This window comes from uncultured Roseobacter sp. (genome assembly GCF_947492555.1).
Classification (GTDB): domain Bacteria; phylum Pseudomonadota; class Alphaproteobacteria; order Rhodobacterales; family Rhodobacteraceae; genus Roseobacter.
This window is the reverse complement of sequence record NZ_CANLNE010000002.1, coordinates 715311-740285: the sequence shown is the minus strand read 5'-3', so window position 1 is coordinate 740285 and position 24975 is coordinate 715311. Positions and strand designations below refer to the sequence as shown.

General features: G+C 58.9%; 23 protein-coding genes. 9 read left to right on the top strand and 14 right to left on the bottom strand.

Going from position 1 to position 24975, the window contains the following annotated elements; genetic code table 11:
• From Q1A07_RS10665 to Q1A07_RS10620, 10 genes are all read right to left on the bottom strand, one after another.
• Complete coding sequence (locus Q1A07_RS10665; RefSeq protein ID WP_299780508.1) at positions 1 to 1233, bottom strand: ABC transporter substrate-binding protein; 1233 nt, start codon at positions 1231 to 1233, stop codon at positions 1 to 3.
• Between the two features lie 781 nt (positions 1234 to 2014).
• Positions 2015 to 2464: a CoxG family protein gene (locus Q1A07_RS10660; RefSeq protein ID WP_299780506.1), complete on the bottom strand. Its 450-nt coding sequence runs from the start codon at positions 2462 to 2464 to the stop codon at positions 2015 to 2017.
• Positions 2465 to 2575: 111 nt separating this feature from the next.
• On the bottom strand, positions 2576 to 3181 hold the full coding sequence (locus Q1A07_RS10655) for a nucleotidyltransferase family protein (RefSeq protein WP_299780504.1): 606 nt from the start codon (positions 3179 to 3181) through the stop codon (positions 2576 to 2578).
• Positions 3174 to 3974: an XdhC family protein gene (locus Q1A07_RS10650; protein WP_299780502.1), complete on the bottom strand. Its 801-nt coding sequence runs from the start codon at positions 3972 to 3974 to the stop codon at positions 3174 to 3176. The genes Q1A07_RS10655 and Q1A07_RS10650 overlap by 8 nt, the downstream gene beginning before the upstream one ends.
• On the bottom strand, positions 3971 to 5152 hold the full coding sequence (locus tag Q1A07_RS10645) for a VWA domain-containing protein (protein ID WP_299780501.1): 1182 nt from the start codon (positions 5150 to 5152) through the stop codon (positions 3971 to 3973). Before Q1A07_RS10645 ends, Q1A07_RS10650 begins: the two co-directional genes overlap by 4 nt.
• A complete protein-coding gene (locus tag Q1A07_RS10640; protein WP_299780500.1) occupies positions 5149 to 6024 on the bottom strand; it encodes a MoxR family ATPase in 876 nt (291 codons plus the stop codon). The genes Q1A07_RS10645 and Q1A07_RS10640 overlap by 4 nt, the downstream gene beginning before the upstream one ends.
• Before the next feature lie 48 nt (positions 6025 to 6072).
• Positions 6073 to 8502: an aerobic carbon-monoxide dehydrogenase large subunit gene (locus Q1A07_RS10635; protein ID WP_299780499.1), complete on the bottom strand. Its 2430-nt coding sequence runs from the start codon at positions 8500 to 8502 to the stop codon at positions 6073 to 6075.
• Entirely contained in the window at positions 8499 to 8993 is a 495-nt protein-coding gene (locus Q1A07_RS10630; protein ID WP_195819455.1) for a (2Fe-2S)-binding protein, read from the bottom strand. Before Q1A07_RS10630 ends, Q1A07_RS10635 begins: the two co-directional genes overlap by 4 nt.
• Positions 8994 to 9037: 44 nt before the next feature.
• Positions 9038 to 9892 (bottom strand): xanthine dehydrogenase family protein subunit M, encoded by an 855-nt coding sequence (locus tag Q1A07_RS10625; RefSeq protein ID WP_299780498.1) that lies wholly within the window; start codon positions 9890 to 9892, stop codon positions 9038 to 9040.
• A 136-nt stretch (positions 9893 to 10028) separates the two neighbouring features.
• Complete coding sequence (locus Q1A07_RS10620) at positions 10029 to 11147, bottom strand: MHYT domain-containing protein (protein ID WP_299780497.1); 1119 nt, start codon at positions 11145 to 11147, stop codon at positions 10029 to 10031.
• A 335-nt stretch (positions 11148 to 11482) separates the two neighbouring features.
• Between Q1A07_RS10620 and Q1A07_RS10615 the strand changes: the two genes are divergently transcribed.
• From Q1A07_RS10615 to Q1A07_RS10595, 5 genes are read left to right on the top strand one after another with little or no spacing between them, the layout of a single operon-like run.
• Positions 11483 to 13108, top strand: coding sequence for a peptide ABC transporter substrate-binding protein (locus Q1A07_RS10615; protein WP_299780495.1), 1626 nt, complete (start codon positions 11483 to 11485; stop codon positions 13106 to 13108).
• A 49-nt stretch (positions 13109 to 13157) separates the two neighbouring features.
• Positions 13158 to 14081 carry an oligopeptide ABC transporter permease OppB gene (gene oppB, locus Q1A07_RS10610; protein ID WP_299780493.1) on the top strand — a complete coding sequence of 308 codons (924 nt, stop codon included), beginning with the start codon at positions 13158 to 13160 and terminating at the stop codon, positions 14079 to 14081.
• 4 nt (positions 14082 to 14085) lie between these two features.
• The gene (locus Q1A07_RS10605) at positions 14086 to 15003 is read left to right on the top strand and encodes an ABC transporter permease subunit (protein WP_299780491.1); all 918 of its coding nucleotides are present in this window, start codon (positions 14086 to 14088) and stop codon (positions 15001 to 15003) included.
• A gap of 29 nt (positions 15004 to 15032) precedes the next feature.
• A complete protein-coding gene (locus tag Q1A07_RS10600; protein ID WP_299780489.1) occupies positions 15033 to 16001 on the top strand; it encodes an oligopeptide/dipeptide ABC transporter ATP-binding protein in 969 nt (322 codons plus the stop codon).
• Complete coding sequence (locus Q1A07_RS10595; RefSeq protein ID WP_299780487.1) at positions 15998 to 17002, top strand: oligopeptide/dipeptide ABC transporter ATP-binding protein; 1005 nt, start codon at positions 15998 to 16000, stop codon at positions 17000 to 17002. The genes Q1A07_RS10600 and Q1A07_RS10595 overlap by 4 nt, the downstream gene beginning before the upstream one ends.
• 156 nt (positions 17003 to 17158) lie before the next feature.
• Here the strand turns inward: Q1A07_RS10595 and Q1A07_RS10590 are convergent, their stop codons facing one another.
• On the bottom strand, positions 17159 to 17707 hold the full coding sequence (locus Q1A07_RS10590; protein ID WP_299780485.1) for a heme NO-binding domain-containing protein: 549 nt from the start codon (positions 17705 to 17707) through the stop codon (positions 17159 to 17161).
• Positions 17708 to 17936: 229 nt separating this feature from the next.
• On the opposite strand from Q1A07_RS10590, the gene Q1A07_RS10585 reads away from it, so the two are divergent.
• Positions 17937 to 18701 carry a LysE family translocator gene (locus Q1A07_RS10585; protein ID WP_299780483.1) on the top strand — a complete coding sequence of 255 codons (765 nt, stop codon included), beginning with the start codon at positions 17937 to 17939 and terminating at the stop codon, positions 18699 to 18701.
• Positions 18702 to 18894: 193 nt separating this feature from the next.
• Here Q1A07_RS10585 and Q1A07_RS10580 read toward each other — a convergent pair whose 3' ends face one another.
• Together Q1A07_RS10580 and Q1A07_RS10575 are read right to left on the bottom strand one after the other, a co-directional pair.
• On the bottom strand, positions 18895 to 20946 hold the full coding sequence (locus Q1A07_RS10580) for an NADH:flavin oxidoreductase (protein WP_299780481.1): 2052 nt from the start codon (positions 20944 to 20946) through the stop codon (positions 18895 to 18897).
• A gap of 18 nt (positions 20947 to 20964) precedes the next feature.
• On the bottom strand, positions 20965 to 21777 hold the full coding sequence (locus Q1A07_RS10575; RefSeq protein WP_299780479.1) for an alpha/beta hydrolase: 813 nt from the start codon (positions 21775 to 21777) through the stop codon (positions 20965 to 20967).
• Positions 21778 to 21802: 25 nt separating this feature from the next.
• Between Q1A07_RS10575 and Q1A07_RS10570 the strand changes: the two genes are divergently transcribed.
• Positions 21803 to 22444, top strand: coding sequence for an ABATE domain-containing protein (locus tag Q1A07_RS10570; protein WP_299780477.1), 642 nt, complete (start codon positions 21803 to 21805; stop codon positions 22442 to 22444).
• Positions 22445 to 22450: 6 nt separating this feature from the next.
• Positions 22451 to 23482 (top strand): GlxA family transcriptional regulator, encoded by a 1032-nt coding sequence (locus tag Q1A07_RS10565; protein ID WP_299780475.1) that lies wholly within the window; start codon positions 22451 to 22453, stop codon positions 23480 to 23482.
• A 236-nt stretch (positions 23483 to 23718) separates the two neighbouring features.
• Here the strand turns inward: Q1A07_RS10565 and Q1A07_RS10560 are convergent, their stop codons facing one another.
• Positions 23719 to 24096 (bottom strand): VOC family protein, encoded by a 378-nt coding sequence (locus Q1A07_RS10560; protein WP_299780474.1) that lies wholly within the window; start codon positions 24094 to 24096, stop codon positions 23719 to 23721.
• Positions 24097 to 24134: 38 nt separating this feature from the next.
• Between Q1A07_RS10560 and Q1A07_RS10555 the strand changes: the two genes are divergently transcribed.
• Positions 24135 to 24683 carry a winged helix-turn-helix transcriptional regulator gene (locus tag Q1A07_RS10555; RefSeq protein WP_299780473.1) on the top strand — a complete coding sequence of 183 codons (549 nt, stop codon included), beginning with the start codon at positions 24135 to 24137 and terminating at the stop codon, positions 24681 to 24683.
• The last annotated feature ends 292 nt before the right edge of the window (positions 24684 to 24975 follow it).

Below are 24975 nucleotides of genomic sequence, written 5' to 3'. Positions count from 1 at the left end.
CTACTGACCGACGTTTTCCAACCATCCCTTTTCGATGGCGGAAATCCACGAGGCTTGCAGTTCAGGCAGGGCTGCCTTGGCCAATTCATCCGCCGGAACCACATTGGGATGCGCCACGATAGTGCCAAAATCCGCCTGCACCGCCTCGCTGGTGCGGGAAACCTCGATGGCCGGAGCAGCGCCCCAGACGTCCGGGCGGGCTTTTTGATACTGTGCCTCACCCGACAGCAGCAGGTTTTGCAGAACAAGGGCGGCTGCTTTGTTGGGCGAGTTAAACGGAATGATCGTGTAGTTGGTGTTCCCGATCGTACCATCGCTTAGGCCATAGCCTTGTGTGGTCGGCGGGAAGACCCCGTTTTCGATGTTCAGCCCCACGCCCGACGGTTCATAGTTAAACGTCAGATCCACCTCGGAATTTGCATAAAGCTGTTCCATGGCGGAAATTGACGCGGGATAGGTTTTCCCTTCGCGCCACAGGTAGGGTTCCATGTCGTTCAGGATGTCCCATGTCTTGGCCGCTACTTCGTCGAACTTGGCCTGGTCGAAATCGCCAAGCAAGGAGTCCACCCCGCCTGCTGCATGGTAGAACACATGACGGACAAAAACCGAGCCGTTAAAGTCCGGCGGTGCGGGATAGGTGAAGCGACCGGGGTTTTCCCGCACCCAATCAATCAGTTCACCGATGGACCGCGGCGGGTTGTCGAAACGGGCCGTGTCATAGGCAAAAGCGAACTGCGCCTTGGACCACGGCACTTCGCACCCCTCCACGGGAACGCCAAAGTCATTGGCAATCGCTGGATTGGTCCAGTCCACAAAGGCGTTGTTGGGCAGAATGTCGGTGTAGCCGCAATAGGCAAGACCGCCCTGTTTCATGGTGCGGAAATTTTCGCCGTTGATCCAGATCATATCGACGGATCCGGCATCCATGACACCGGATTCCTTTTCGCCCAGAACGATGTTCACCGCCTCGACCGTATCGCTCAAGCCCACACGGTTCAGCGTGATGCCGTACTCCTCTTGCAGCCGACCGCCGATGTATTCCGATACGTATTGATTGATGTTGTCGGAGCCGCCCCAGAGGAACCAGTTCACCTCGCCCCCTTTGGCAAGATCAACAACTTCGTCCCAGGTCATGCTGTTCAACGCATCGCCATCCGCGGTATCCGCGAGGCCAACTGCAGGTGCCAGCAACAGGCTCGACGCCAGAAGTGCCGCTTTGATTTTCTGTTTCATTTTCTCTCCCTTAGCCTCGTCGGCTTTTCCTGATCGACCGTTGGCGGGGCATGCGCGCAAGTGTCTTTGAATGGCTTCTCTGATCCCGAAACCGGCGACGCCCCACCTCCCTATCGCCAATGGATTCCTTTTGATGCGCGTCCCCCAAATTTCATCCATCAAGAATTTGTATGTACAACTTGATAGTAATGACTCTGACCTGTCAAGGACGACTTTGAGCGAACCCCGAGCTCTTTCCAGATCAGTCGGCTTTATCTCGTTGGCCACGAGAATTGCAGATGGGCCCGACCCGTCGGCACCTTCTACAACGGATTTGTCTGCTTTGGATGTCACGCTTGTGCGATCAGACGTGTTTAATCACCCCATACTGCGCTTTGATTTCTGAGAAGACACAGGACAGCGCCGTCGACGACGTCGGGCGGCAAACCGGCGTTGCCGTCTAAATGCTCTTTGGGCCTGCTGCGATCCAGAGCATCCCGTAATCTCCATCCCGCGCCCCGGCGAGACCATGCCTAACTGAGTGTCTGACGGGCGCGGAAACGTATCCCTTCGCGGGTGGTCACCGAGGTTTGGCCACGCAGGTCGGGGGCCCGTGGGTCAATTCAAAAGACGTCGAACCCGCAGAAATCACGATACAGCCAAGCGCCTAGCCCTCTCCCGCTTTCGGAAGGGTGTGGCAATTGGCTCGACACCTGTCCACCGGGGAATACCGCGTATCGGCGCCAATACATACCATGTCCTGGGCACGCAGCCGCACTCCATAAACCGGTGGATACCGCGACTAAGCTTCCACCGTATCGACAATTTCGGCGAACTTGGCAAAGAACTTTGCTGCGAGTTTCTTGGCCGTGCCCTGGATCAGACGCGACCCCAATTGCGCCAGCTTGCCACTGACATCAGCCTTGGCGGTGTAGGTCAGCACCGTCACGCCGGCCTCTTCTTCCAGGGTCACGTCAGCACCGCCTTTTGCATGACCAGCCGCGCCCCCATTGCCTTGACCGGACAATGAAAACGCATCCGGCGCACCGGCGGTATCCAGCACGACATCCCCTTTGAACTTTGCCTTGACCGGTCCGACCTTGAGCACGACTTTCGCCTCCAACTCAGTATCCGAATGCTTGATCAGCTCTTCACATCCGGGGATGCATTGCTGCAGGATTTCCGGATCGTTCAGGGCTCTGTACACTTGGTCCTTGGGGGCATTGATGGTGATCTGATCGCTGAGTTCCAAAGGGTTGTCCTCCTTAACAACATGGGAATTTGATGGTAGCCAGCAGGTCGGCCTGTTCTTTGGTTGGCGCGGTGCGCGCGCAGTGGCACAGCAAACGGCTGAGCAGGCGCTTCATTCGCTCAGCTCCTGCTGGTGCTGGAAACCGGCAAGATCTTCCGCAGTATCGATGTCGCGAAAGAAGGCCGGGTCCGCTGTCTCGGCGCAGTGCACATGCTCGGGATGGGCCCGGGTGAAAGACCGGCACCCTGGATCGCGCGGGTTCGCCAAAAGAAGCGGCTGAAGTGCTCTGGGGATCACCAAGGGATTGCCGCGCACCGCACCGTTCACCGGTACGGTGATCCTGCGCGGGGCCTGCGCCCGATGTTGAGCAAGCAACCAGATCAGATGTTTGGGAGACAGCAAGGGCTGGTCACCGAGCATCATCAGCGTGGCCTCTGCCTCGGCAGCGGCTTCAAGTCCGCAGGCGACGGATGATTTCTGCCCGCGCTCAAAAGCCGGGTTGTGGACGAATGTGACCGGAAGACCTGCAAGCGCCGCCTCGATGTCCTCACGCTGATGCCCGGTCACAACCGTCACGGATCCATCGCAGATCTCGGCTGCCACCCGCACCACCCTGCGGATCATCGGGATGCCGTCGATCTCGATCAGCAGCTTTTTGCGCGCGTCCATCCGGCGTGAAAGCCCAGCGGCCAGAATGATTGCACCGCAGTCAGCCATGGTCACCCTCGGTCCTTTGATGGCGACGGCGTACTTCGGTCAATTGCGCAAGGATGGAGAGGGCAATTTCGTCAGGCGTCACCGCACCGATTGCCAAGCCTGCGGGCGCTTGGACGGCTGCAACTGCCTCTGCCGGCACGCCCGCCGCGATCAGCTTTTGCGACAAGGCGGCAAATTTCTTGCGGCTGCCGACAAAGGCGGTGAAATCGGCCGTCGCGTTCAGAGCGGCCTGCAAACAAGCCAGATCGTTCTTGCCCTGCGTCGCGACCACGATCATCCGGGTTTCGCCCGCGGAGACCGGAGCCACCTCCCGATCCACGGCACCGGTCACGACCGACCACTGGAACTGCGCAGCCAAGCGTGCGAGCGATTGCGCGACGGGCGCTTCGCCGTAGATGATCAGCTGCGGCAAGGGCAGGATGAGCTCCACAAAGATGTCCATTGAGCCTTTGGAGGGACAGCCGTTACGCGCGAATTTGACACCTTCGACATCGTCGCCCGGCGCGATGCCCTTTTCATCCAGCAAATCCTGCGGGTGCAGCGAAATGAGTTGCGGCGTCCCTTCAAACATCGCGCGGCGCGTGGCCTGGGCAATGGCACCGCGCACACAACCACCCCCGATCCAGCCCTGCAGGATTGTGCCATCCGCGGTCACCAGCGCCTTTGCGCCCGGCTTGGCAGCGGTGGCTCCCAGCGTGCGAATGACGGTGGCGATTGCAAAGGGCTCACCGCGCCCGCGCATGTCTTCGGCCAGTTCGGCAATGTCAGCATCGGTCAGCTCTGCCGGGGTCATAGGCGCACTAGCTCCCGGTCGAGCGCGGCCAGATCAGCCAGCGTGTTGGCAGGGCTGAAGAGGTCCAGATGCGGCATCGCAGCTGCCATGCCCTGCGCAACCGGTTCATAGCCATCCCATCCCTTGAGCGGGTTTAGCCAGATGATCTTGCAGCCACGCTTTTTCAAAGCGGCCAGAGCGCCGCCGATCTGATCGGCGCTCTCTGTGTCGTATCCATCCGACAAGATCAGCACGACCGTGCGTCCATCGACGAACCGCCGCGCATAGCCGCGCGCAAATTGCATCAGCGACGCGCCGATCCGCGACCCGCCACCAAACCCATCCGCCAGCAACGACAGTCGCGCCAATGTCCGCATGGCGTCCCGGTCCCGCAAGGCGTCGGCGATGCGCACCAAGCGCGTGTGAAAGAGATAGGCATCGGTCGTCTCATCCGCTCGCATCATCCCGGCGATGAAGGCCAGAAAAACCTGCGCATAGGTCGTCATGGAGCCTGATACATCGCAGAGTGTCACGATCTTCAGTGGACGGTCCGGGCGGTGCTTGCGCGGCAACCGTATCGGCTCACCACCGGTCGACAGGCTTTGGCGGATCAACTTGCGGAAATGGATCTGGTCGCCCTTGCGGGCCTGCCTACGGCGGCGCGACCGACTGTCCCGCAGGGCGGCACCCAGCCGTTCCGCGACCTGCTGCGCCTCGGCGATATCTTCGTGCTGCACCAGATCGCGCAGGTCCTTTTTCATGCGCGCGTCGTTCAAGGTGGCCAGAAGCCTGCCGTCTCCGTCCGCGTCCGCCGGATCATCGCCCGCATCAGGTGTCGTTGGGGCCCCAGCGGTCCCCTCCGCCTCCTGGCCTTGGGCCTTCCGCGAAGAATGAACGTGGTCAGAGGCTGGCGCCGTCACTGGTGTCGTTTTCGGGGCAACCCGTCCACCGTTCATCCAGAACGCATCGAACAGATCATCAAACCGCGCGGTGTCTTCGGCGGAGCCGCAACAAACCGTCCGCAGGGCATGGCGCACCTCTGTGGGCGCGCAGGGGGCAACATGGGTCAGGGCTGTCAGGGCCAGTTCCGCCTCGCCAACCCCCAAGCGAAGACCGTTGTCCCGCAAATGCGCGATAAACCCACCCATGCGCGCGGCGGGACCGGGATCGCGCGCGGCAAATCTTGTTACCCGGCTCACGCGGCTTTCCCCGCCAAGCGCTGCGCAACCTCGGTGGTGATGTTGTCGCGATCCGTCTGCGTTTTCAAAAGGGTGGCCAGCGTGGCCTGCAGGACCACTGGGTCCCGCGTCAGATCGGCAATCCCAAGCCCCATCAAAGCCGATGCAAAGTCGAGCATTTCAGCAATGCCCGGTTGCTTTTCAAGGTCCTCCTTGCGCAGGGACTGCACGAAACCGACGATCTGACCCGCCAGCTTGGCCTCGATCCCGGCACAGCGGGACTTCAGTATCGCAAGCTCTGTCTGGCGGTCAGGGTAAGATACATGGGCATAAAGACACCGGCGGCGCAGCGCATCGCTGAGATCGCGCGTGCCGTTGGCTGTCAGGATGACAATCGGGCGAGAGGTGGCCACCAGCGTGCCCAACTCCGGCACGGTGATCTGAAACTCCGACAGGACCTCCAGCAGATAGGCCTCGAACTCCTCATCGGCCCGGTCGATCTCATCAATCAACAGGACCGGGGGTTCGGGCTGGCGGATGGCCTTGAGCAAAGGCCGCTCCAGCAGGAATTCTTCGGAGAAGATACGCTCTTCGACACTGCGCCCGGTTTCGCCGTCCTCAGCAGCGGCGCGGATCGACAACAGCTGCCGCTGGTAGTTCCATTCATAGATCGCCTGCTGCGCGTCGAGCCCCTCATAGCACTGCAGCCGGATCAGCTGAGTGTCCTGCACGGCGGCCAGCACCCGGGCGATGTCGGTCTTCCCTACCCCAGCGGCCCCTTCCAGCAACAGCGGCCGACCCAGCGTCAGCGACAGATGCACCGCCATCGCCAGATCGTCACCCGCGACGTAGCCCTGTTCCGCCATCGCGGTTTGAAGCGTTGTCCAATCCATCTTAACTTCCGATCCAATCAGGGGGGCAGACAGCCCCCCCCTGCGGTTTCAGTCGTGCAACCCGAGCTCATTGGCGGTCTTCCAGATCCGCCAGTGATCATGGGGCATGTTCGTCTGACGCAGGCCAAACGCGCGGAAAGCGTCATGCACCGCATTGGAAAAACAGGGCACGCCGCCCACATGCGGGCTCTCACCCACGCCCTTTGCCCCGATGGGGTGGTGCGGCGACGGGGTCACGGTGTGGTCGGTTTCGTAATTCGGCACCTCCCAAGCCGTCGGCAGGAAGAAGTCCATCAGCGTCCCGGTCTTCACATTCCCCATGTCGTCATAGGCAATCTCCTGACCCAACGCGACGGCGAGCGCTTCGGTCAGACCGCCATGCACCTGCCCTTCGATAATCATCGGGTTGATCCGCGTGCCGCAATCGTCCAGCGCATAGAAGCGGCGGATTTCGGGCACGCCCGTATCCACGTCGATGTCCATGACGCAGACATAAGCGCCAAAGGGGTAGGTCATATTGGGCGGGTCGTAGTAGCTGACCGCCTCCAGCCCCGGCTCGATCCCCGGGATTGCCTGGTTGTACGCGGCAAAGGCGATTTCCTTCATCGTTTTGAACTTCTCGGGCGCGCCTTTGACCACAAAGCGATCCACGTCGAATTCCACATCGTTGTCATGGACCTCCAGCAGATAGGCCGCGATCATCTGCGCCTTGGCGCGGATCTTGCGGCCCGCCATCGCGGTCGCCGCCCCTGCCACGGGTGTGGAGCGAGAGCCATAGGTGCCCAATCCATACGGTGCCGTATCCGTATCACCCTCTTCGATGGTAATGCTGTCGGCGGGCAGGCCGATCTCCGAGGCGAGGATTTGCGCGAATGTCGTGGCATGACCCTGCCCCTGCGAAATCGTGCCCAACCGCGCGATTGCAGAGCCGGTGGGGTGGATGCGGATTTCACAGCTGTCGAACATGCCAAGACCCAGGATATCGCAGTTCTTGACCGGTCCGGCCCCCACGATTTCGGTGAAGAAACTCAATCCCACGCCCATTAGCTTGCGGGTCTTCCCGGCCTTGAAGTCCTCGACCCGCTGCGCCTGCTCCGCGCGCAGCCCATCATAATCGACGCTTGTCAGCGCCTTGTCCCAGGCAGTGTGATAATCCCCGGAGTCGTATTCCCAACCAAGCGCGGCCTTGTAGGGGAACTGCTCTTTCTTGATGAAGTTGATCCGCCGCAGCTCTGCTGCATCCATGCCCAGCTCAATCGCCAGAACCTCCACCATCCGTTCGATGAAATACACCGCCTCCGTCACGCGGAAGGAGCAACGATAGCTTACCCCGCCCGGCGCCTTGTTGGTGTAGACACCGTCCACCTCCAGAAAGGCCGTCGGGATGTCGTAGGAGCCGGTGCAGATGTTCATGAACCCTGCGGGGAATTTCGTGGGGTCAGCGCAGGCATCGAAACCGCCATGATCAGCGGTCACATGACAATGCAGCCCGGTGATCTTGCCTTCCTTGGTGGCGGAAATCTTGCCCGTCATGTGATAGTCGCGCGCGAAGGCCGTGGTCATCAGATTGTCCATCCGGTCCTCTATCCATTTGACCGGCTTGCCCGTCACGATGGAGGCCACGACCGAACAGACATACCCCGGATAGGCGCCTACCTTGTTGCCAAAACCACCGCCAATGTCAGGCGAGACGACCCGGATATTGTGCTCTTCAATGCCGGAGATTAGCGACACCACCGTGCGGATCGCATGCGGTGCCTGAAAGGTGCCCCAAAGCGTCAGCTTGCCGTTGACCTTGTCCATCGACGCCACGCAGCCGCAGGTTTCCAGCGGGCAGGGGTGCGTCCGGTGGTAGTACATGCTCTCCTCGACAAGCACCTCCGCATTGTCGAGCACCTGCTCGGTCGCTTCCTTCTCGCCCGCCTCCCAGGTGAAAATATGGTTGGGGTGCGTACGCGGCCCGTGCGCGCCATCAGGGATAGAACCATCCTGCGCAACCAGATCTTCGCGCAGAACCACATCCGTTTTCAGCGCTTCGAACGGGTCGACGATCACGGGCAGTTCTTCGTAATCAACCTCAACAGCCTCGATGCCGTCCGCCGCCGCGAACCGGTCTTCGGCCACCACAAAGGCCACTTCCTGCCCCTGAAACAGCACCTTGCCGTCAGCCAGCACCATCTGCTTGTCCCCCGCCAGCGTCGGCATCCAGTGCAGGCCCAGCGGCTCCAGATCCGCCGCCGTCAGAACGGCCAGCACGCCGGGGACCTTCAGCGCCTCTTCCGCGTTGATATTGGTGATCCGCGCATGCGCATAGGGAGAGCGCACAAAGTCGCCAAAGAGCATGCCATCGAGTTTGATGTCATCGACATAGTTGCCTTTGCCTTGCGTGAACCGGGCATCTTCGACCCGCTTGCGCGAACAGCCCATACCTTTGAGGTTGGCGACGCGATCGTCGCGGCTTTCCACTTCGTCCTTCATTCCGCGGCCTCCTTTGCAGCATTCATCTCGGCCGCAGCGGCGAGGATGGATTTGACGATATTCTGATACCCGGTGCAGCGGCAGAGGTTGCCCGCCATACCAAAGCGTATGTCTTCTTCGGAAGGGTTCGGGTTCTCTTCCAGCAGCTTGGTGGCCCGGGTGATCATCCCTGGCGTGCAATAGCCACACTGCAGCCCGTGGTGTTCCTTGAACGCCTCCTGCAGGGGGTGCAGGCTGTCGGGCGTGCCGATGCCCTCAATGGTGGTGATCTCCTTACCGTCCGCTTGCGCCGCGAACATGGTGCAGGATTTCACCGACTTTCCGTCGATGGTCACCGTGCAGGCACCACAATGCGAGGTTTCGCAGCCGATATGCGGCCCGGTGATATTGAGCCGCTCGCGCAGCGTGTAGATCAGCAACTCTCGCGGCTCGGCCAGAAACTCCTCATCCTTGCCGTTGACGTTCAACTTGATGTGCATCTTCTTTGACATGATTTTCCTCTCTGCCCTGTCTTTTCGCTCCGTGAGGACAAGCCTCAGGCACGCGACCAGGCACGCTCGATCGCGCGGGCCAGGATGACGCCGGCAACGTGTTTCTTGAAAGCAACCGGGCCTCGATTGTCTTCCGTGGGATCAATATTGCCAAGCATGGCCGCCTTGGCCGCGTTGAGTGCGGCGGCGTCAACGGCTGTGCCGACAAGTGCCGCACCGGCATCGACGGAGTAGATCGGCGTATCGCTCAGGTTGGTCATGGCGATGGAGGCTGCCGTGCATTTGCCGTCCTCCTTGACGATCTGAACCGCCGCCGCTGCCGTGGCATAATCCCCGATTTTGCGCTTTTGCTTTTCATAGGCGTATCCGCCCTGCGGCGCGGGGATCGACACCGAGGTCAAAACCTCTTCATCCTCGCGCGCGGTCATATAGGCCGCCTCATAGAAGTCGCGCGCCGCAACGCTGCGTTCCCCGTCGGGACCGACCAGCGCGAACGTCGCATCGAGGCACTGCATGACACCGGGCATGTCATTGCCGGGATCGCCATTGGCAACATTGCCACCCACGGTCCCCATGTACCGCACCTGCGGGTCCGCGATCTGCAGTGCGGCTTCGCGCAGGATCGGTGCCGCCGCTTCCAGACCGGCGTGGTTGATCAGATCGTGTTGCGTGACCATGGCCCCGATGGTGATCTGCCCGTCCTCGATGGAAATCTCGTTCAGACCGTCAATGGCCTGCAGATCGATTAGATGCGGAATCTCCGCCATGCGCAGTTTCATCATCGGGATCAGGCTGTGTCCGCCCGCCATAACGCGCGCATCATCGCCATGCTCCTGAAGTAGGGCGATCACGTCATCCATCTTCGTCGGACGATAGTAATCAAACGCTGCCGGTATCATGAGTGTCCTCCCTGCCATGACCTTGAGTAGCTGGCTGGGAGCATGAGGCTGCGGCCCCGTGAACCGCACATGGATTTAAGTCGATCGAGAGGTTTTCTGCACGAAATGCGCCATGGATCGCACGAAATGCGCGGCGCTAGACACCCAGCGCGTCGCGCACATCCCGCAATCGAGACCGGCTGACCGGAACCTTTTTCAAATGCGTCACATCGAAATGGCACACGCCATTGTCCTTGAGCCGCTCGAAGCCGGTGACGAAAGCCGGGTTGACCAGATAGCTGCGATGCACCTTGATCAGCGGCCCCTGCGCCAACCGCTTGGTGGCTTCGGTGATCGACCAGACGCAAAAGAGCTTGTCCGTGGCCGTATAGAGATGGGTGTAGTGACCTTCTGCCCGGATGGCGGCAACCGCGTCGGTATTCACGAAGAGGGTTCGGCCTTCCTGCTCATAGGGAATCTGAGGGGGGACGGTTCCTGCGGGGGCCGATTTCTCTGACTCAGGGGCGGGCTCTGGATGCGCCGGCACCCCGCGACTTCTGGTGGAAGGGGCAAGCACTGTAACCCCGGTGAGTAAAAAAGCACCGCATAAGACAAAACTGCTCAACACGACGCCAATGGCCAAGACCTCGTTGCTGATCAGCGGGCCAACCTCGGTCAGCACATCGACCTCGACAAAGCTGGTGCCGCTGATGGCGATGAAATGCACGGCAAAAACTGCGAAGCCAAAGAAAAGCGTGCCGACAACGATGCCACGCTGCGACCTGTTGCCGTAAGCGATGGCGAAGGCCGCGATGTTCAACACGCAGGAAGAGATCACCGAAAGGGCAATACCCAGAGGCGTGTAGAGCGCCTGGCACAATTCCATCGCCGACATACCGAGATAGTGCATCGCGAGTACGCCAAGCCCGACCGTCGTGCCTGCCAGCACAAGGGTGGTCTTGGTGCGTTTCCAGAAATGCAGGATCAACAGCGCGAGGCCCACGACCAGGATCGCGACAAGAGCCGACGCCAGCGTGATTGCGGCGTCATAGTAAAAGAGGATTGGGAGCTGCAGGCCGAGCATTGCGACGAAATGCATCGACCAGATGCCACCGCCCAGCGCAATGGCGGCCAGCACGATAAGGATTTTGCGCTGCTCGATGCTCCGCTGAGACAGGCCTTGGGTCAGCGACAACCCGGTGAATCCAGACATCAGCGCCACGAACAAGGATGCAATGACCAGCATCGGGCTGTGAGAGAAATCCAACGGCTCCATAGGGTATCCCTAGCCCATTGCACAAATGCCCCGCAAGTCGGGGCCAGTGGATTGAAACGAAAGGGGATTGAGGACGGTTGGGTGAACATTGGCGCTGCCGGTCGGGCAGTCCACGTCCTAGGAGACGCGCAGAATAGGCAGGCCACAGAATTCGGTACCCACACCGCCGCTCAATTGACCCTGCGCAGTCAGTATCGGAATTTTGTCGCCGATCTTTCGCCCAAACCCAAAGTTGTTGGTGTACAATCCCTGCTATTCCGCCAATTCTTGCAACCATATGGCGAAACAGGTTGCGCCTGTCAGATGCCACATCAAAAAACATAAGGGAGATAAAAATGACCAAACATCGAATTTTGGCTACCTCGACACTTGTTTCACTCGCTCTTTGCCAGCCTCTTTGGGCGGCGGACACCCATCCGGTCACCGGCGAGCCGCTGGCCGCAGATCAGACCTTTCAGTATCGCTTGCTGGACCAGTTTCCCTCCATCGATCCGCAATTGATCGAGGAAACCGTTGGCGGCCATCTGGCGCGCCAGTTGTTCGAGGGGCTTTTGACGCAGAATGCCGATGGCACCCTGCGCCCCGGCGTGGCCGAGGAATGGTCCTCCGAAGACAACCAGACCTGGACCTTCAAGCTGCGTGAGGATGCGCGCTGGTCCAATGGCGATCCGGTGACAGCACAGGATTTCGTCTTTGCCTGGCGCCGTGCGGCCGACCCGGCCACGGCCTCTGAATACGCCTGGTATGTGGAGTTGAGCCAGATCGCCAACGCGGCGGCGGCGATTGCCGGCGAGGCCAGCACCGAAGAGCTTGGCGTGCGCGCCATCGACGACCTGACGCTGGAGGTCACGCTGGCCCAGCCCCTGCCCTATTTCCCGCAGATGACGGTGCACTATACCTTCATGCCGACGCATCAGCCCACGGTTGAAGCTCATGGCGCGGCCTGGACGAACCCGAAGAACATCGTGTCGAACGGGGCCTACAAGCTGGACGATATGGCGACGAACGAATTCGTGCGTCTGGTTCAGAACCCGGAATACTGGGGCGCGGACGATGTGATCATTACCGAGATCACCGGCTTTGTGATCAATGACGCCAATCAGGCGCTGACCCGCTTTCAGGCGGGCGAGTTCGACATGATGGACGACCTGCCCGCCGGCAGCTACCCGCGTCTTGAGGAAGAGACCCCCGATGTGGCGCATTCCGTGCCGCGGCTCTGTTCCTACTATTACACCGTGAACCAGTCCGAGAGCGGCCACGAGGCGCTGCAGGATCCGCACGTGCGCACAGCCCTCAGCTATATGATCAACCGCGAGGTGATCACCGATCAGGTGCTGAAAGCCGGTCAGGCCCCCGCCTTCAGCTTCACCCATTGGGCCACGGCTGATTTTGAGCTGCCCGCGATCGACTATTCGCTCTGGAGCCAGCACGAGCGCATGGAAAAGGCTGTGGCGTTGATGGAAGAGGCGGGCTATGGCCCGGACAACCCCATCGAGCTGAACCTGATCTACAACACCTCCGAAAACCACAAGCAGATCGCGACGGTGGTCAGCCAGATGTGGCGGCCCCTGGGCGTCACGACGGTGCTGAACAACTTCGAATGGCAGTCCTATCTGGACATTCGCGGCAATCAGAACTTCGACATTGCCCGCTCGGCCTGGTGCGGGGATTACAACGAGGCCTCGACCTTCCTTGATCTCCTGACGTCTAACAACGCCAACAACGACGGCAAATACGTCAATGAAGAGGTCGACCGTCTGATGGCCGAGAGCGTCACCATGTCCGACCCGCAACCCGTCTATACGCAGGTTGAACAGATCCTCGCCGAGGATATGGCGATCCTGCCGATCTATCACTACACGCAGAACTTCGTGCTCGACCCGACCATCAAGAACTGGCCGAAGGAGAACGTGGAAAACAACTGGTACGTGAAAGACATCTACCGCGTTGCACCAGAGTAAGGCGCAGCGGAGCGGGTGACTTCGCCCGCTCCAGCGCTACATTCCAAAGATGGTAGTTTACATAATCAAACGCCTGCTGATTGCGATCCCGGTTCTGCTGATCCTGATCGTCAGCACGTTTATCCTGATGTATGCAGCCCCCGGCAGCCCCTTTGCGACGGAACGCGGCATCCCGCCCGCGGTGCTGGCCAACCTTCAGGCGCAATACGGGCTCGATCAGCCATTCCACATCCAGATCTGGCGGTATGTGGTCGGCGTGGTCACCGAATTCGACTTCGGCCCCTCCTTCATCTATCGCGATCAGGATGTGAATGACCTGATCGGCCAGGGCTTTCCCGTGACGCTGACCTATGGGTTCTGGAGCTTTCTGGTCGCGGTGATCGTCGGCGGCAGCCTGGGCATCCTCGCCGCCGTGCGCCACAACACCTGGCTCGACTATCTGGCCGTTGGTGTCTCCATCGGGGCGCAGGTGCTGCCGAACTTCGTGCTGGCGCCGATCCTGGTACTGACCTTCACGCTCTGGCTCGGCTGGCTGCCGGGTGGTGGCTGGCAGGGTGGCCAGTGGCAATTCGTGATCCTGCCCGTCATCGCGCTCTCGACCAGCTTCATGGCCTCGATTGCGCGCATCTCGCGGGCCTCGATGCTCGAAGTGCTGACCTCGAACTACATCCGCACCGCGCGCGCCAAGGGCCTTCCGATGCGCCGGGTGATCTTCCGCCATGCGCTCAAACCCGCGCTGCTGCCGGTGATCTCTTACCTAGGCCCCGCCTTCGTCGGCATGATCACCGGCTCGGTCGTGATCGACATCTATTTCTCCACCGGTGGCATTGGGCAGTTCTTCGTCGCCTCCGCCCTCAACCGCGACTACGGCGTGATGATGGGCATCACCATCCTGCTGGGCGCGCTCACGATCTTCTTCAACCTTCTGGTCGATGTGCTCTACGCCTGGATCGACCCGAAAATCAGGTATTAGGCCGATGTTCGCAACCAAATCCGTCGCTGACGATCTGGCGGGCGCGGCCCCTGTCAAAGGCCGCTCGCTCTGGGCCGATGCGCGGGCACGCTTCCTGCGCAATCGCGCTGCGGTCGCCGGGCTGATCGTGCTGCTGCTCGTTGCCGCCTTCGCGCTCATCGGGCCACTCATCGCGCCCTGGAACAACGAGGACATCGACTGGAACGTGCTCGGCAACGTCGCCCAGGGCGGGCGCCCCTCGCTGGAGACGGGCCATTGGTTCGGCACCGACGCGCTTGGCCGAGACCTCTTTGCCCGCACCGTGCAGGGCACGCAAATCTCACTGCTGGTGGGCATCGTCGGTGCGCTGATCTCGGTGATCGTTGGCACGCTCTACGGCGCGATCGCAGGCTATTTCGGCGGACGAATCGACAATGTGATGATGCGGATCGTCGATGTGTTGATGTCGATCCCCTACATGTTCGTGCTGATCCTGCTGCTGGTGGTCTTTGGCCGCTCGCTGCTGATGCTCTTCATCGGCATCGGGCTGATCAGCTGGCTTGATATGGCGCGCATCGCCCGCGGCCAGACGCTGACCCTGAAGGGCAAGGCCTATATCGAGGCCGCCGTCGCCACCGGGGTCCGGCCCTTCACCATCATCCTGCGCCACATCATCCCGAACCTGCTGGGCGTGGTGATCGTCTACGCCACGCTGCTGGTGCCCTCGATGATCATCTATGAGAGCTTCATCAGCTTTCTGGGCCTTGGCGTGCAGGAACCGCTCACAAGCTGGGGCGCGCTGATCAACGACGGCGCCTCCGAGATGAATAACGGCACGCTCTGGATGCTGCTGGCCCCGCTTTTCTTCTTCGTGATCACGCTCTTCGGCTTCTTCTTTGTCGGCGACGGCCTGCGCGATGCCCTCGATCCGAAGGATCGGTAATGATGCATTTTCCGAAGGACCGGTAAGTTATGGCACTTCTCGACGTCACCGACCTCACCGTCAGCTTCGACACTCCCGACGGGACCGTGAAAGCCGTTAATGGTATGACACTCTCGCTCGATCCCGGCGACAGCCTCGCCATCGTCGGCGAAAGCGGGTCGGGCAAGACCCAACTGGCCTTTGCCATTCTCGGCCTTCTCGCCAAGAACGGCACCGCCGGCGGATCGATCCGCTTTGACGGTCAGGAAATCCTGAACCTGCCGGAGTCCAAACTGAACGCAATCCGCGCCAATGAAATCGCGATGATCTTTCAGGATCCGATGACCTCGCTGAACCCCTATCTCCGCGTCGGCGATCAAATGGCCGAGGTACTGATGCTGCACAAAGGGGCGTCCAAGCGCGACGCCTTCGCGGAAAGTGCCAGGATGCTCGACGCCGTACGCATTCCGGACGCCCGTGCCCGGCTCAGGATGTATCCGCACGAATTCTCGGGCGGCATGCGGCAGCGGATCATGGCCGCCATGGCGCTGCTCTGCCGTCCGAAACTGCTGATCGCGGATGAGCCGACCACAGCGCTGGATGTGACTGTGCAGAACCAGATCATGGAGCTGATGGCCGATATCCAGCGTGATTTCGGCACAGCCCTGATCCTGATCACCCACGATCTGGCCATTGTCGCAGGCTCCTGCGTCAAGACGCTGGTGATGTACGGCGGGCGGGTGATGGAAACGGGGGCCACCGATGATGTCTTCGCCGCCCCGTCGCACCCTTACACGCGCGGTCTTCTGAACGCGGTCCCCCGTCTCGATGTCCCGCAGGAAAAGCTTGAGACCATACCGGGTGATCCGCCCGATCTCACGGCGCTGCCTGCCGGGTGCCCCTTCAGCCCCCGCTGCCCGGCCAGTCATGAACCTTGTGCGACGACCATGCCGGTGCAGGAGGCGTTTGGAGCTGGACGTCTGCGCGCCTGCCACGCGGCGCGGGAGGCAGTGGCATGAGCGCCCCGCTGCTGGAAACCCGCGACCTGAGCGTCACCTTCAAGGTCGCCCGGCAAGGGGGATGGCCCTGGAGCCCGCCACGCGAATTGCAAGCGGTCAAGCAGGCCTCGCTGAGGCTGGAACCGGGTCGAACCCTCGGACTGGTCGGGGAAAGCGGGTCGGGAAAGTCCTCGCTGGCCCGAGCGATTGTCGGCACGGTGCCGGTCAGTGACGGGCGCGTGCTCTGGCGTGGCGAGGACATCGTGAGCATGGACACAGCCGCGCAACGCGCGCATGGGCGCCATGTGCAGATGGTGTTCCAGGACCCGCTGGACGCGCTGAACCCGCGCATGACCGTTGGCCAGATCGTGGCCGAACCGCTGCGGACCCACTTCCCCGACCTCTCAAAAGAGCAGGTCCGTGCCAAGGTGGGCCAGATGATGGAGCGCGTAGGCCTCTTGCCTGCTCTCATCAATCGCTACCCGCATGAATTCTCCGGCGGTCAATGCCAGCGCATTGGTATCGCCCGCGCATTGATCACAGACCCGGAGCTGGTGGTCTGCGACGAGCCTGTCAGCGCCCTTGACGTCTCCGTGCAGGCGCAGGTGGTGAACCTGTTGCAGGAGCTGCAGCGCGAGATGGGGCTGGCCCTCCTGTTCATCGCGCATGATCTGAGCGTGGTACGCCATATTTCGCACCGGATCGCGGTCATGTACCTGGGCCGGATCGTCGAGGTCGCCACCGCATCCGAGCTGATCGCAAACCCCCGTCACCCGTATACGAAGGCCCTGATTGCGTCGGTGCCGATCCCCTCGCCCAAGGCGGAGCGTGCACGCCACCGTCCGGTTTTAGAAGGCGAGTTGCCCTCTCCGATGTCCCCGCCCTCGGGTTGCGTTTTCCGCACCCGCTGCCCCATCGCAAGGGCCGACTGCGCGGACGCGACACCAGCTGTCATGAACATTGGAAACGATCATCTCGTCTCATGCCCATATCATTCAAGCACAGAAGCATCGCCCTTATGAAGCTTTCAGCAAGAGGAAGAAGACCACGCCCGCTTGTGCGCACCGCCTGCGACCATCAGGTGTAACAACTGGCGACAGACCACATCACCCACCGATATTTGTGGGGAGCGAAATGACGGGTTTTACGCCCACCACCAGTTCCCAAACCGTTGGTCATCAGTTGACTACGGCAATCTCAAACACACTATGATCAACGGTATCAGATTTTTCGGCAATCTGATTGACCTTGATCTTCTCGCCCGTCTCTTCTGCCATTCCATACAGCAGTCCGACGACCATCGAGTCCAGGCCGGTTCGCTGGGAAAAGTAGTGTAAACGGTACGTTCTGTCGGCCACTTCCTCGAGCTTGAAGGATGGCGGTTTCAGATTTGGCATTGAAAGCTGAATACGGGCATGCATGTCGTCCAGGCCATTCAACCGCTCCAGAAAACTGTCGCCCGCAACCTTCATGAGATTGCCGAACCTGGATTCTCCGGCATAGTCGACCCAGTGAGATCCAAATTTGGTCAAGACCTCGCCCGATGACAGACCGGTGTGTTCGGAAATGGCGCCCACCAGCTGATAGGTGATACCGTCATCGTAACTTTTCATGCCATCAAACTGTTGGTCGCCGACAGAGGCCTTTTGGCAAATCGCCTCCCAGGTTTCTTTATCGTGGTGTTTAAGGATGAAGGCGCGAATGCCTTCATTTATCATGCCGTACATTTTCATTTCCTCGCAAACTGGATGAACCCGTCAGGGAGAGAGCCGGCAAAAGAATTGTCGCGACACCCCATCGGAACGAACAGCCCGGAGCATCAGTCTCCGAACGCTTGGAAATTCAGTAAATGCACGATGCAGCCTGGAAAACCCGAACAGCTGCAAGAGGCTCTTGCGAGGATGCACAACCAAGGATCACATGAACGTACAACCGTTTCGGCGCAATGCGATTTGAATGACGCGCTTAGTTTACTCAGAGCACCAGGCGATCTACGATTTAGCCAACGTCAAAAGCAGCATGGTGTGGAGATCACTGATGGATTGGAGTTTGGTTCTATTGATGGTTGGAATCCACGCGCTGATGTTTCTGACGCCTGGTCCTGACAGTATCGTCGTAGTCTCGCGGGCAACCTCCCAGGGCATGCGACACGCTCTTGCTGCGATCTTTGGCGTTATCTCCGCGGGCTTTGTCTTTGTGCCAGCAATTGCGTTTGGGATGGATTTCATCAACACCCTCTCGCCCGCGATATGGATGGCAGTCCGCGCGGCGGGCGCTGTCTATTTGATCTACGTCGGTTACAGAATGCTCCGCGCTTCGTTCGCTTTTCGCAAAAACCACGATCCAGCGACGCATACAGCATTTGTACCGTCCGAGGAGCCGCTTTTGGCTGCATATATCCAAGGTCTCCTCACCAATCTTGGAAACCCGAAGATGATTGTTCTGCTGACGTCCTTCCTTCCCCAATTCGTAGCGGTAGAGATGGGGAATATTAGCACCCAGATCCTGGTTCTTGGCCTTCTTATGTACTTGAATGGCTTGGTCTGTTTTACCGCAATTGCGTTCGGTGCCGTCATGCTAAAAACACAGATCGTCAAGCGTTTCGGATCAAACAATCTCTCTTTCTGGGGCGGAAACCTGGCGGGAGGGACGATGTTCAGCGTCGGGGTATGGATGCTCATCTCGCCTGTCAGGTTCATGCTTGGCGCGCGAAACACCTGAGCATCGTTCCATCTTAGGACGCCGTCTTTCATTGTCGCTGTGTCGCGCGGCAGACTGAGCTCGAACCGGGTTGGCCAGTTTACAGGCTCCACCGATGGCACGGACCCATCAAAGTGATTCCCGGCGAACTACTTACTCCGGCGAACCGTCGCGAACAGCGTGCCCGATAGCGGCAACGTCTTTCGTTCGGTGTTTACACCTGGAGCCCTTGCACAAGTCTGTTCGCATCGAATAGAGCAGCATGCAGGTTCCTGCTGGCGACCGCGTCCCCAAGCCTGACCAACGCAAAGCCGCTGTCTGAATGCGCGCTTGGAAACTCTACAATGCCCCTGGCAAACTTCCTGAGATCAAGTTGGCCTGCGTTGCTTGATTGACCGACGAGGTCGAAATAGAGATCGTCCATTGGTTTGCAGCCGGTCTCGAACACCACGTGATCGAATACTTGGCGCCAAGTCGCACCGGTCAGCGTATTGAGCAAAGTGACAGCCTTGCGGTTTCCGTCTCGTTCGATCCGCTGCACCTCCGTATTCGGTATGAAACTCACCTCTCGCTCATAGAGGTTTTTTAGAGCTACCGATTGTGTCGTGGGACCCAATTCGGTCAGAGGACGGGTATCTGGCGTCGCAAAGACCAACTGGGCAGAATGATCAGACATGTAATCCGCCGTCACCGCTGCTGGCTGATCCCCCAACATGTCCCACAACAACACATCTCCCGAAACGCGAACATTTCCGCCGAGAACATCCCAGGAGGACACGGTGAGATCACCGCCGGGGCAGTCCGGCTCGGAGGGCCATCCACCCGTTGCGAGAACTACAAGGTCGGGCCTCAGCGCCTTGATGTCTTCAGCTTCCGAATAGGTGGAGAGATACAGGGTCGCTGGCGAGTGTGTGACTTCCTGTACCAGCCAATCCAGAACGCTTTCCATCTGCCGCCGCACGGTTCCTTTGCTTGCCAAAGCAAGTTGGCCACCAAGCCTGTCAGAGGCTTCGAAAAGGTGCACGTTGTGACCTGCGGCGGCGGCCAGACGTGTTGTCTCCAGCCCGCAGGGGCCGCCTCCAACCACGACAATGGTTTTCTTTTTGGCAGCCTGCGGAAGGCGATGGCTCAGAAAGCCCTCGCGGCCTGTCACTGCATTCTGTCCGCACACCGCATCCTTGCCTTGGTTCACGCGGTCTACGCAGTAGCCAAGACCAACGCAGGAGCGGATGCGGTCTTCCTGCCGAATGCTGATCTTTTTGACCAGATACGGGTCGGCGATATGGGCGCGCGTCATACCGATCATATCCACCATACCCTCTTGAAGGGCGTACCGGGCCGTCGCCAGATCATTGATCCCGCCAGCATGGAAAATCGGTAAATCGACGGCAGATCTGATCCGCCCGGCAACCTTCAAATCCCGGGCAGATGGCACGCCCATCGGCGGCACCCATCCCGCCAACCCCAGATCATCGTAGGGCGCTCCGGCAAGGATGTTGAGAAAGTCGACCTGTTCACTCTGCGCCAACCGTTTGGCAATCTCTACGCATTCATCGGCAGTGAGCCCACCCGTTGACAACTCGTCTCCGGTGATGCGCATTCCCACGACGAAGTCGGGACCCACCTTGGATCGCACGGCGTCCAGCACCTCGAACGTCAGACGCAAGCGATTTTCCAGCGAACCGCCGTAGTCGTCCTCCCTGTCATTCACCAGAGGCGATAGAAACTGGCCCAGAAGATGGGAGTGAGACAGGATTTCAATGCCGTCGAATCCACCATCCTGACAGCGTCGCGCGCCTTCGGCGAACTCCCACGCGATCCGTTCAAGATCCATGTATTCGGCTGTTTTCGGCATCGATCTATGCGCCTGCTCGCGTCGCCCCGATGGGCCAATGACGGGCAACCAGTCACCCGTATCCCAGCCGGTGCGACGCCCCATATGCGTGATCTGGCACATGACGGCCGCACCATGAGACTTCACACCGGCGGTCAGCTTTTCGAACCACGGGATGATGCTGTCATCCCCTGCGTAGAGCTGACCAAAGACCGAAGGACTGTCCGGCGCTACATTGGTTGATCCGCCGATCATGGTCAGCGCCAAACCGCCCTTGGCCTTTTCCTCATGATAGAGGCGATAGCGATCCTTGGGGTGACCATCTTCTGCATAGGCAGGAGCATGTGCTGTGCTGATGACACGATTGCGCAGATGCAGATGTTTCAGCCGAAAGGGTTGAAGGAGGGGGTCTGAGGAAATCTTGTCATCCATCACGTCACTCCTGCCGGATTATGTGCTGTGCTGAAACATGGCCGCAACAATAGCCTCTGGCGCATCCTCTTGAACAAGATGACCTGCATTGGGGATTACTTTCATCGCACCCCCGGTCAGCATACCGGCCAGCTTGTGACCGCGCTCCAAGGGGATCCACTCATCCTTCTCACCCCAAAGCAAAGTAGTGGGGCAATCGAGCGGTGCATATTGGCTCTCGACCTCATCCGTAAACTTCTGATCCATCTGTGCGATCTGACGATAGAATGCTGGCTGACCGACGTCTCCTTGCCAGGGTTTCATATAAACTTGCAATGCCTCCTCGGTCAGCGTCTTGTATGCCGCGCTTTGCAGATAGGCGCGCAAAAGTGCATCGTGCGCATAGGCAGGCAGACCTGCAAAAGCAGCTTCATACTGCCTGACATGCGCCACGAAGGGCGACCCCCAGGGTGCGACCGCGACGGGATCAAAGATCGTCATTCGCTTGTAGCGCAGATCGTTGAGGTAGTAGGCCCGCAAAGCTGTCGCGCCGCCAAAGTCGTGACACAGTATTTCAGGGCGCTTCAACTCCCAGTGCGCACATAGGGCGGCCAGCAGATCATTCTGCACGGCCAATGACACGTCTTGCCCATCTTTCTTTTCTGACTGACCATAGCCAATCAGATCGAAGAAATAGACGGTCCAGCGTTCGGCCAGAAGGGGCGCGATTCTGCGCCAGACCTGTGACGAGAACGGTGTTCCATGCACCAGTACCAGGGGGTCACCAGAGCCCAACTGCCCCCATGCAATGGACTGCCCCTTGTGATCGTAGCGTTCCGGTAGCGACAGCATGGCGTTTCTCCTGTAATGCTTTATAGTGATTATATGGTTACATCACTTCTCGCGATATGTAACCATAAAAATTAAATATGAGGTTACCATGTGGATGAGTGACAATTTTGTAGGGGGGCATCTTGCGCTGGATTTTCTCAACACCGTTGGCGACACCGACAAATCCCGCACGGACAATCGTCTGACGTCACCGGATGATCTTCTTTCCTGGCTTGCGGCGAGCGGTAATGCAGGGGAACACGTGGGTCAGGCACATCCAACGCAATATGATGTCGATGCCTTGGTCAACTTTCGGGAAGCCACATATCTTGTGCTATCCGCATATAGCGGGAGACAGGCAGTTGCGCCTGAACATCTTCAGACTTTCGAAAACTATACGAAGGCTGCCTTGCAACGTGCTGAGTTGAACCTCTCCAGCGCGCCTTCACCTTGGAAAGCGACCGGCGGCACGGCGGCCTACTATCTCGACAGCTTCGTACTGCTGGTGGAGGATCTGCTGAGATCTCCCGAAATCGAAAAACTCCGTCAGTGTGAACGGTGCAGCTGGTTCTTTCTGAACGCAGGCAGGGGGCGAGGCAGACGATGGTGCAACATGTCCACCTGCGGAAACCGTCACAAGGTGGCGGCTCACCGACAGCGCCGCCAGACCAACGTTGCAGGGGGATGATATCTCATGTCAGGTAAAACGACGTGCAACGGGATCGCAAAAGCACCGATCAAGGTACCGAAAGGAGCGCATTCTCATCCGGTAGCTCAAGATGTTGATCCCATAGACTACGTGTTCGTTCTGGTTCCGGCATTCTCAATGTTGGCCTTCACATCCGCCGTGGAGGTTCTGCGCGTCGCAAACCAATTGGCCGGACGCGGCCTCTACCGATGGACTGTGCTGTCCGAAACCGGAGAACCCGTTGCCAGTTCGAACGGGCTGTCCATTGGCTGTCACGGTCGTCTTGCCTCCGACATTGGGGGCAGCCGGATCTTCATTTGCGCCGGGGTAGAGCCGAACAAGAGCATCTCGAAAGCTGTCTGGAAGTGGGCGGCGCGGCAATGGGCCTTCGGCGCTCAGATGGGCGGGTTGTGTACCGGGGCGTTCGCACTTGCAAAAGCGGGTATATTGTCGTCCGCAGAATTTACACTGCATTGGGAAAACATCGATGGGTTCCGTGAGCTATTCCCGACGCTAACCCCCACAGACAAGGCTTACGTTGTTGACGGGCGTGTCAGTACATCCGCAGGGGGCGCAACAAGTGCAGACTTGTTTCTCACGGTGTTACAGCAAGATTTTGGCTCTGAATTTGCAACAATCGCGCGTGAAATGATGAACATAAGTGACGTTAGAGGCCCTGATACCAGTCAGGCAGCATCCCGCGCCGTTACTTTGAACAGCCGGAACAAGCGTCTCATAGAAATCATCGGATACATCGATACCAATCTTGAGGCCGACCTGGCGCTGGATGACCTAGCTGAGCAATTCTCAATCTCGCGCCGCCAGATGGAACGGTTGTTCGCGAAATATCTCAATCGAACGCCCAGGCAGTACATTTCGAATGCCCGGCTCGCCAAGGGACGCAGACTTTTGATCGAAACCGACCTTTCGGTCATGGATGTCGCAATTGCCTCTGGATTCAACTCCGCTCAGAATTTTTCCAAGCTATTTCGTCTGAAATTCGGGACGTCACCGAGTCGATTGCGCGCTGGTTCTTAGATATGGCGGGCAAATCGAATACAGTGTTTTGGAAATCATCCGCAAAGTAGAATACGGCAGACTATGAAGGGCATGGGGTACAGGAAAAAACCCCTTTAACAATCGTCATGGTATCCGCTTTGCCACCTCACCAATCAGGGCTGCGTGGCTGTTGAATGGTCACGACACGGTGACTGTGTAAAGAATGGTCGGGACAAACATCACGATAAAGCCTCTCGATGGGGTGATGCCTGCCATCATGCGCTTTTTGTCAAATCTTCGGCGAGCATGAGCGCATTCCCGTCCGGGTCGTAGAAAGTTGCTGTCTTGACCATCCCTTCAACTGTATCGGTTTCGCCGTCAAACCTTACCATTGCCTGTTCAAGTGCACGCCGGGCGCGATCCAGATCGGTAGTCCCAAAAACAGGAACGCAATTACCCGGTGCGGGTTCGGTTTGCTCGCCGAGGCCGATTGTTACACCGCTGGTCTTGGTCTGCAGTTCCGACCAACCTACTTCATCCGCGTGATAGAGTATCTCAAATCCCAGCATGTCATTGTACCATTTGGCGCTTGCGTGCCGATCCGTGACCGACAAAGCAATGGTGATGGTGTCTTCCAACGAAACAAGCGACATGGCTTTTCCTTTTTACGAAAATATACTAACTATACTTTATGGACATTCAGGTTTTTGTCAACTTGACTTCAAGGGCATGGGCCCTTCCCATTCTATCAAGTCTACAAGCCGGCACCGCTGGGCGGCAGGCGACGCTTCTGGCCGCAACTGGCGCAAGCAGGACGGCCTTTTCACAAAGCATTGATCATCTTATCAAGATGGGTCTTGTTGAAAGAAATCCGGGTTATGGCCATCCGATACGTCCGGAATTCCGGCTTACGCATCTTGGAAAATCAGCCGCTAAAATCGCACGCAGAATTCAACATGTTTCCGGGGCCGCAGATCAGGATCTGCTCCGGCGTACATGGACCTTGCCAATTCTGACATCGCTTCATGAGCCAAGACACTTCAATGACATAAAGAGAAATCTGCCGACAATAACCGACCGTGCGTTGTCTCTATCTTTGAGATCAATGGAAGACAGAGAGTGGGTACAGCGCTGTGTCAACGAAGCGGCCCGCCCACCGAGATCCATCTACACAGCGATCAACACAGGCGAAAAGGTCAGCAAGGTCATTTTACCTGAAATCACTGTTGGCCAAGGCTAATCACGTGTGGCCATACGGTTTTCAGACGCAAGGCTCGGAGCGTCTGCCATCGCGGAGAGTTGGGTGCCTTGCTGCGCTTCAGCTCGGTCAATGGTTATGGCGACTTGGGTCAGCCCGGTGGCCGCGCTGTCGGGGGCTTTATCTCTGCAATAACTTCGGCGTTCCTGAAGATCGACTGCTTAAACCACTCAAGGTCACCCGAATGGTATACTGGTGCCATTAAAGGCAAATGGAACCTTGCCTGCAGTATAATCCCCTTTTTGCAAATCAATGGAGCTGATCACTAATCAGT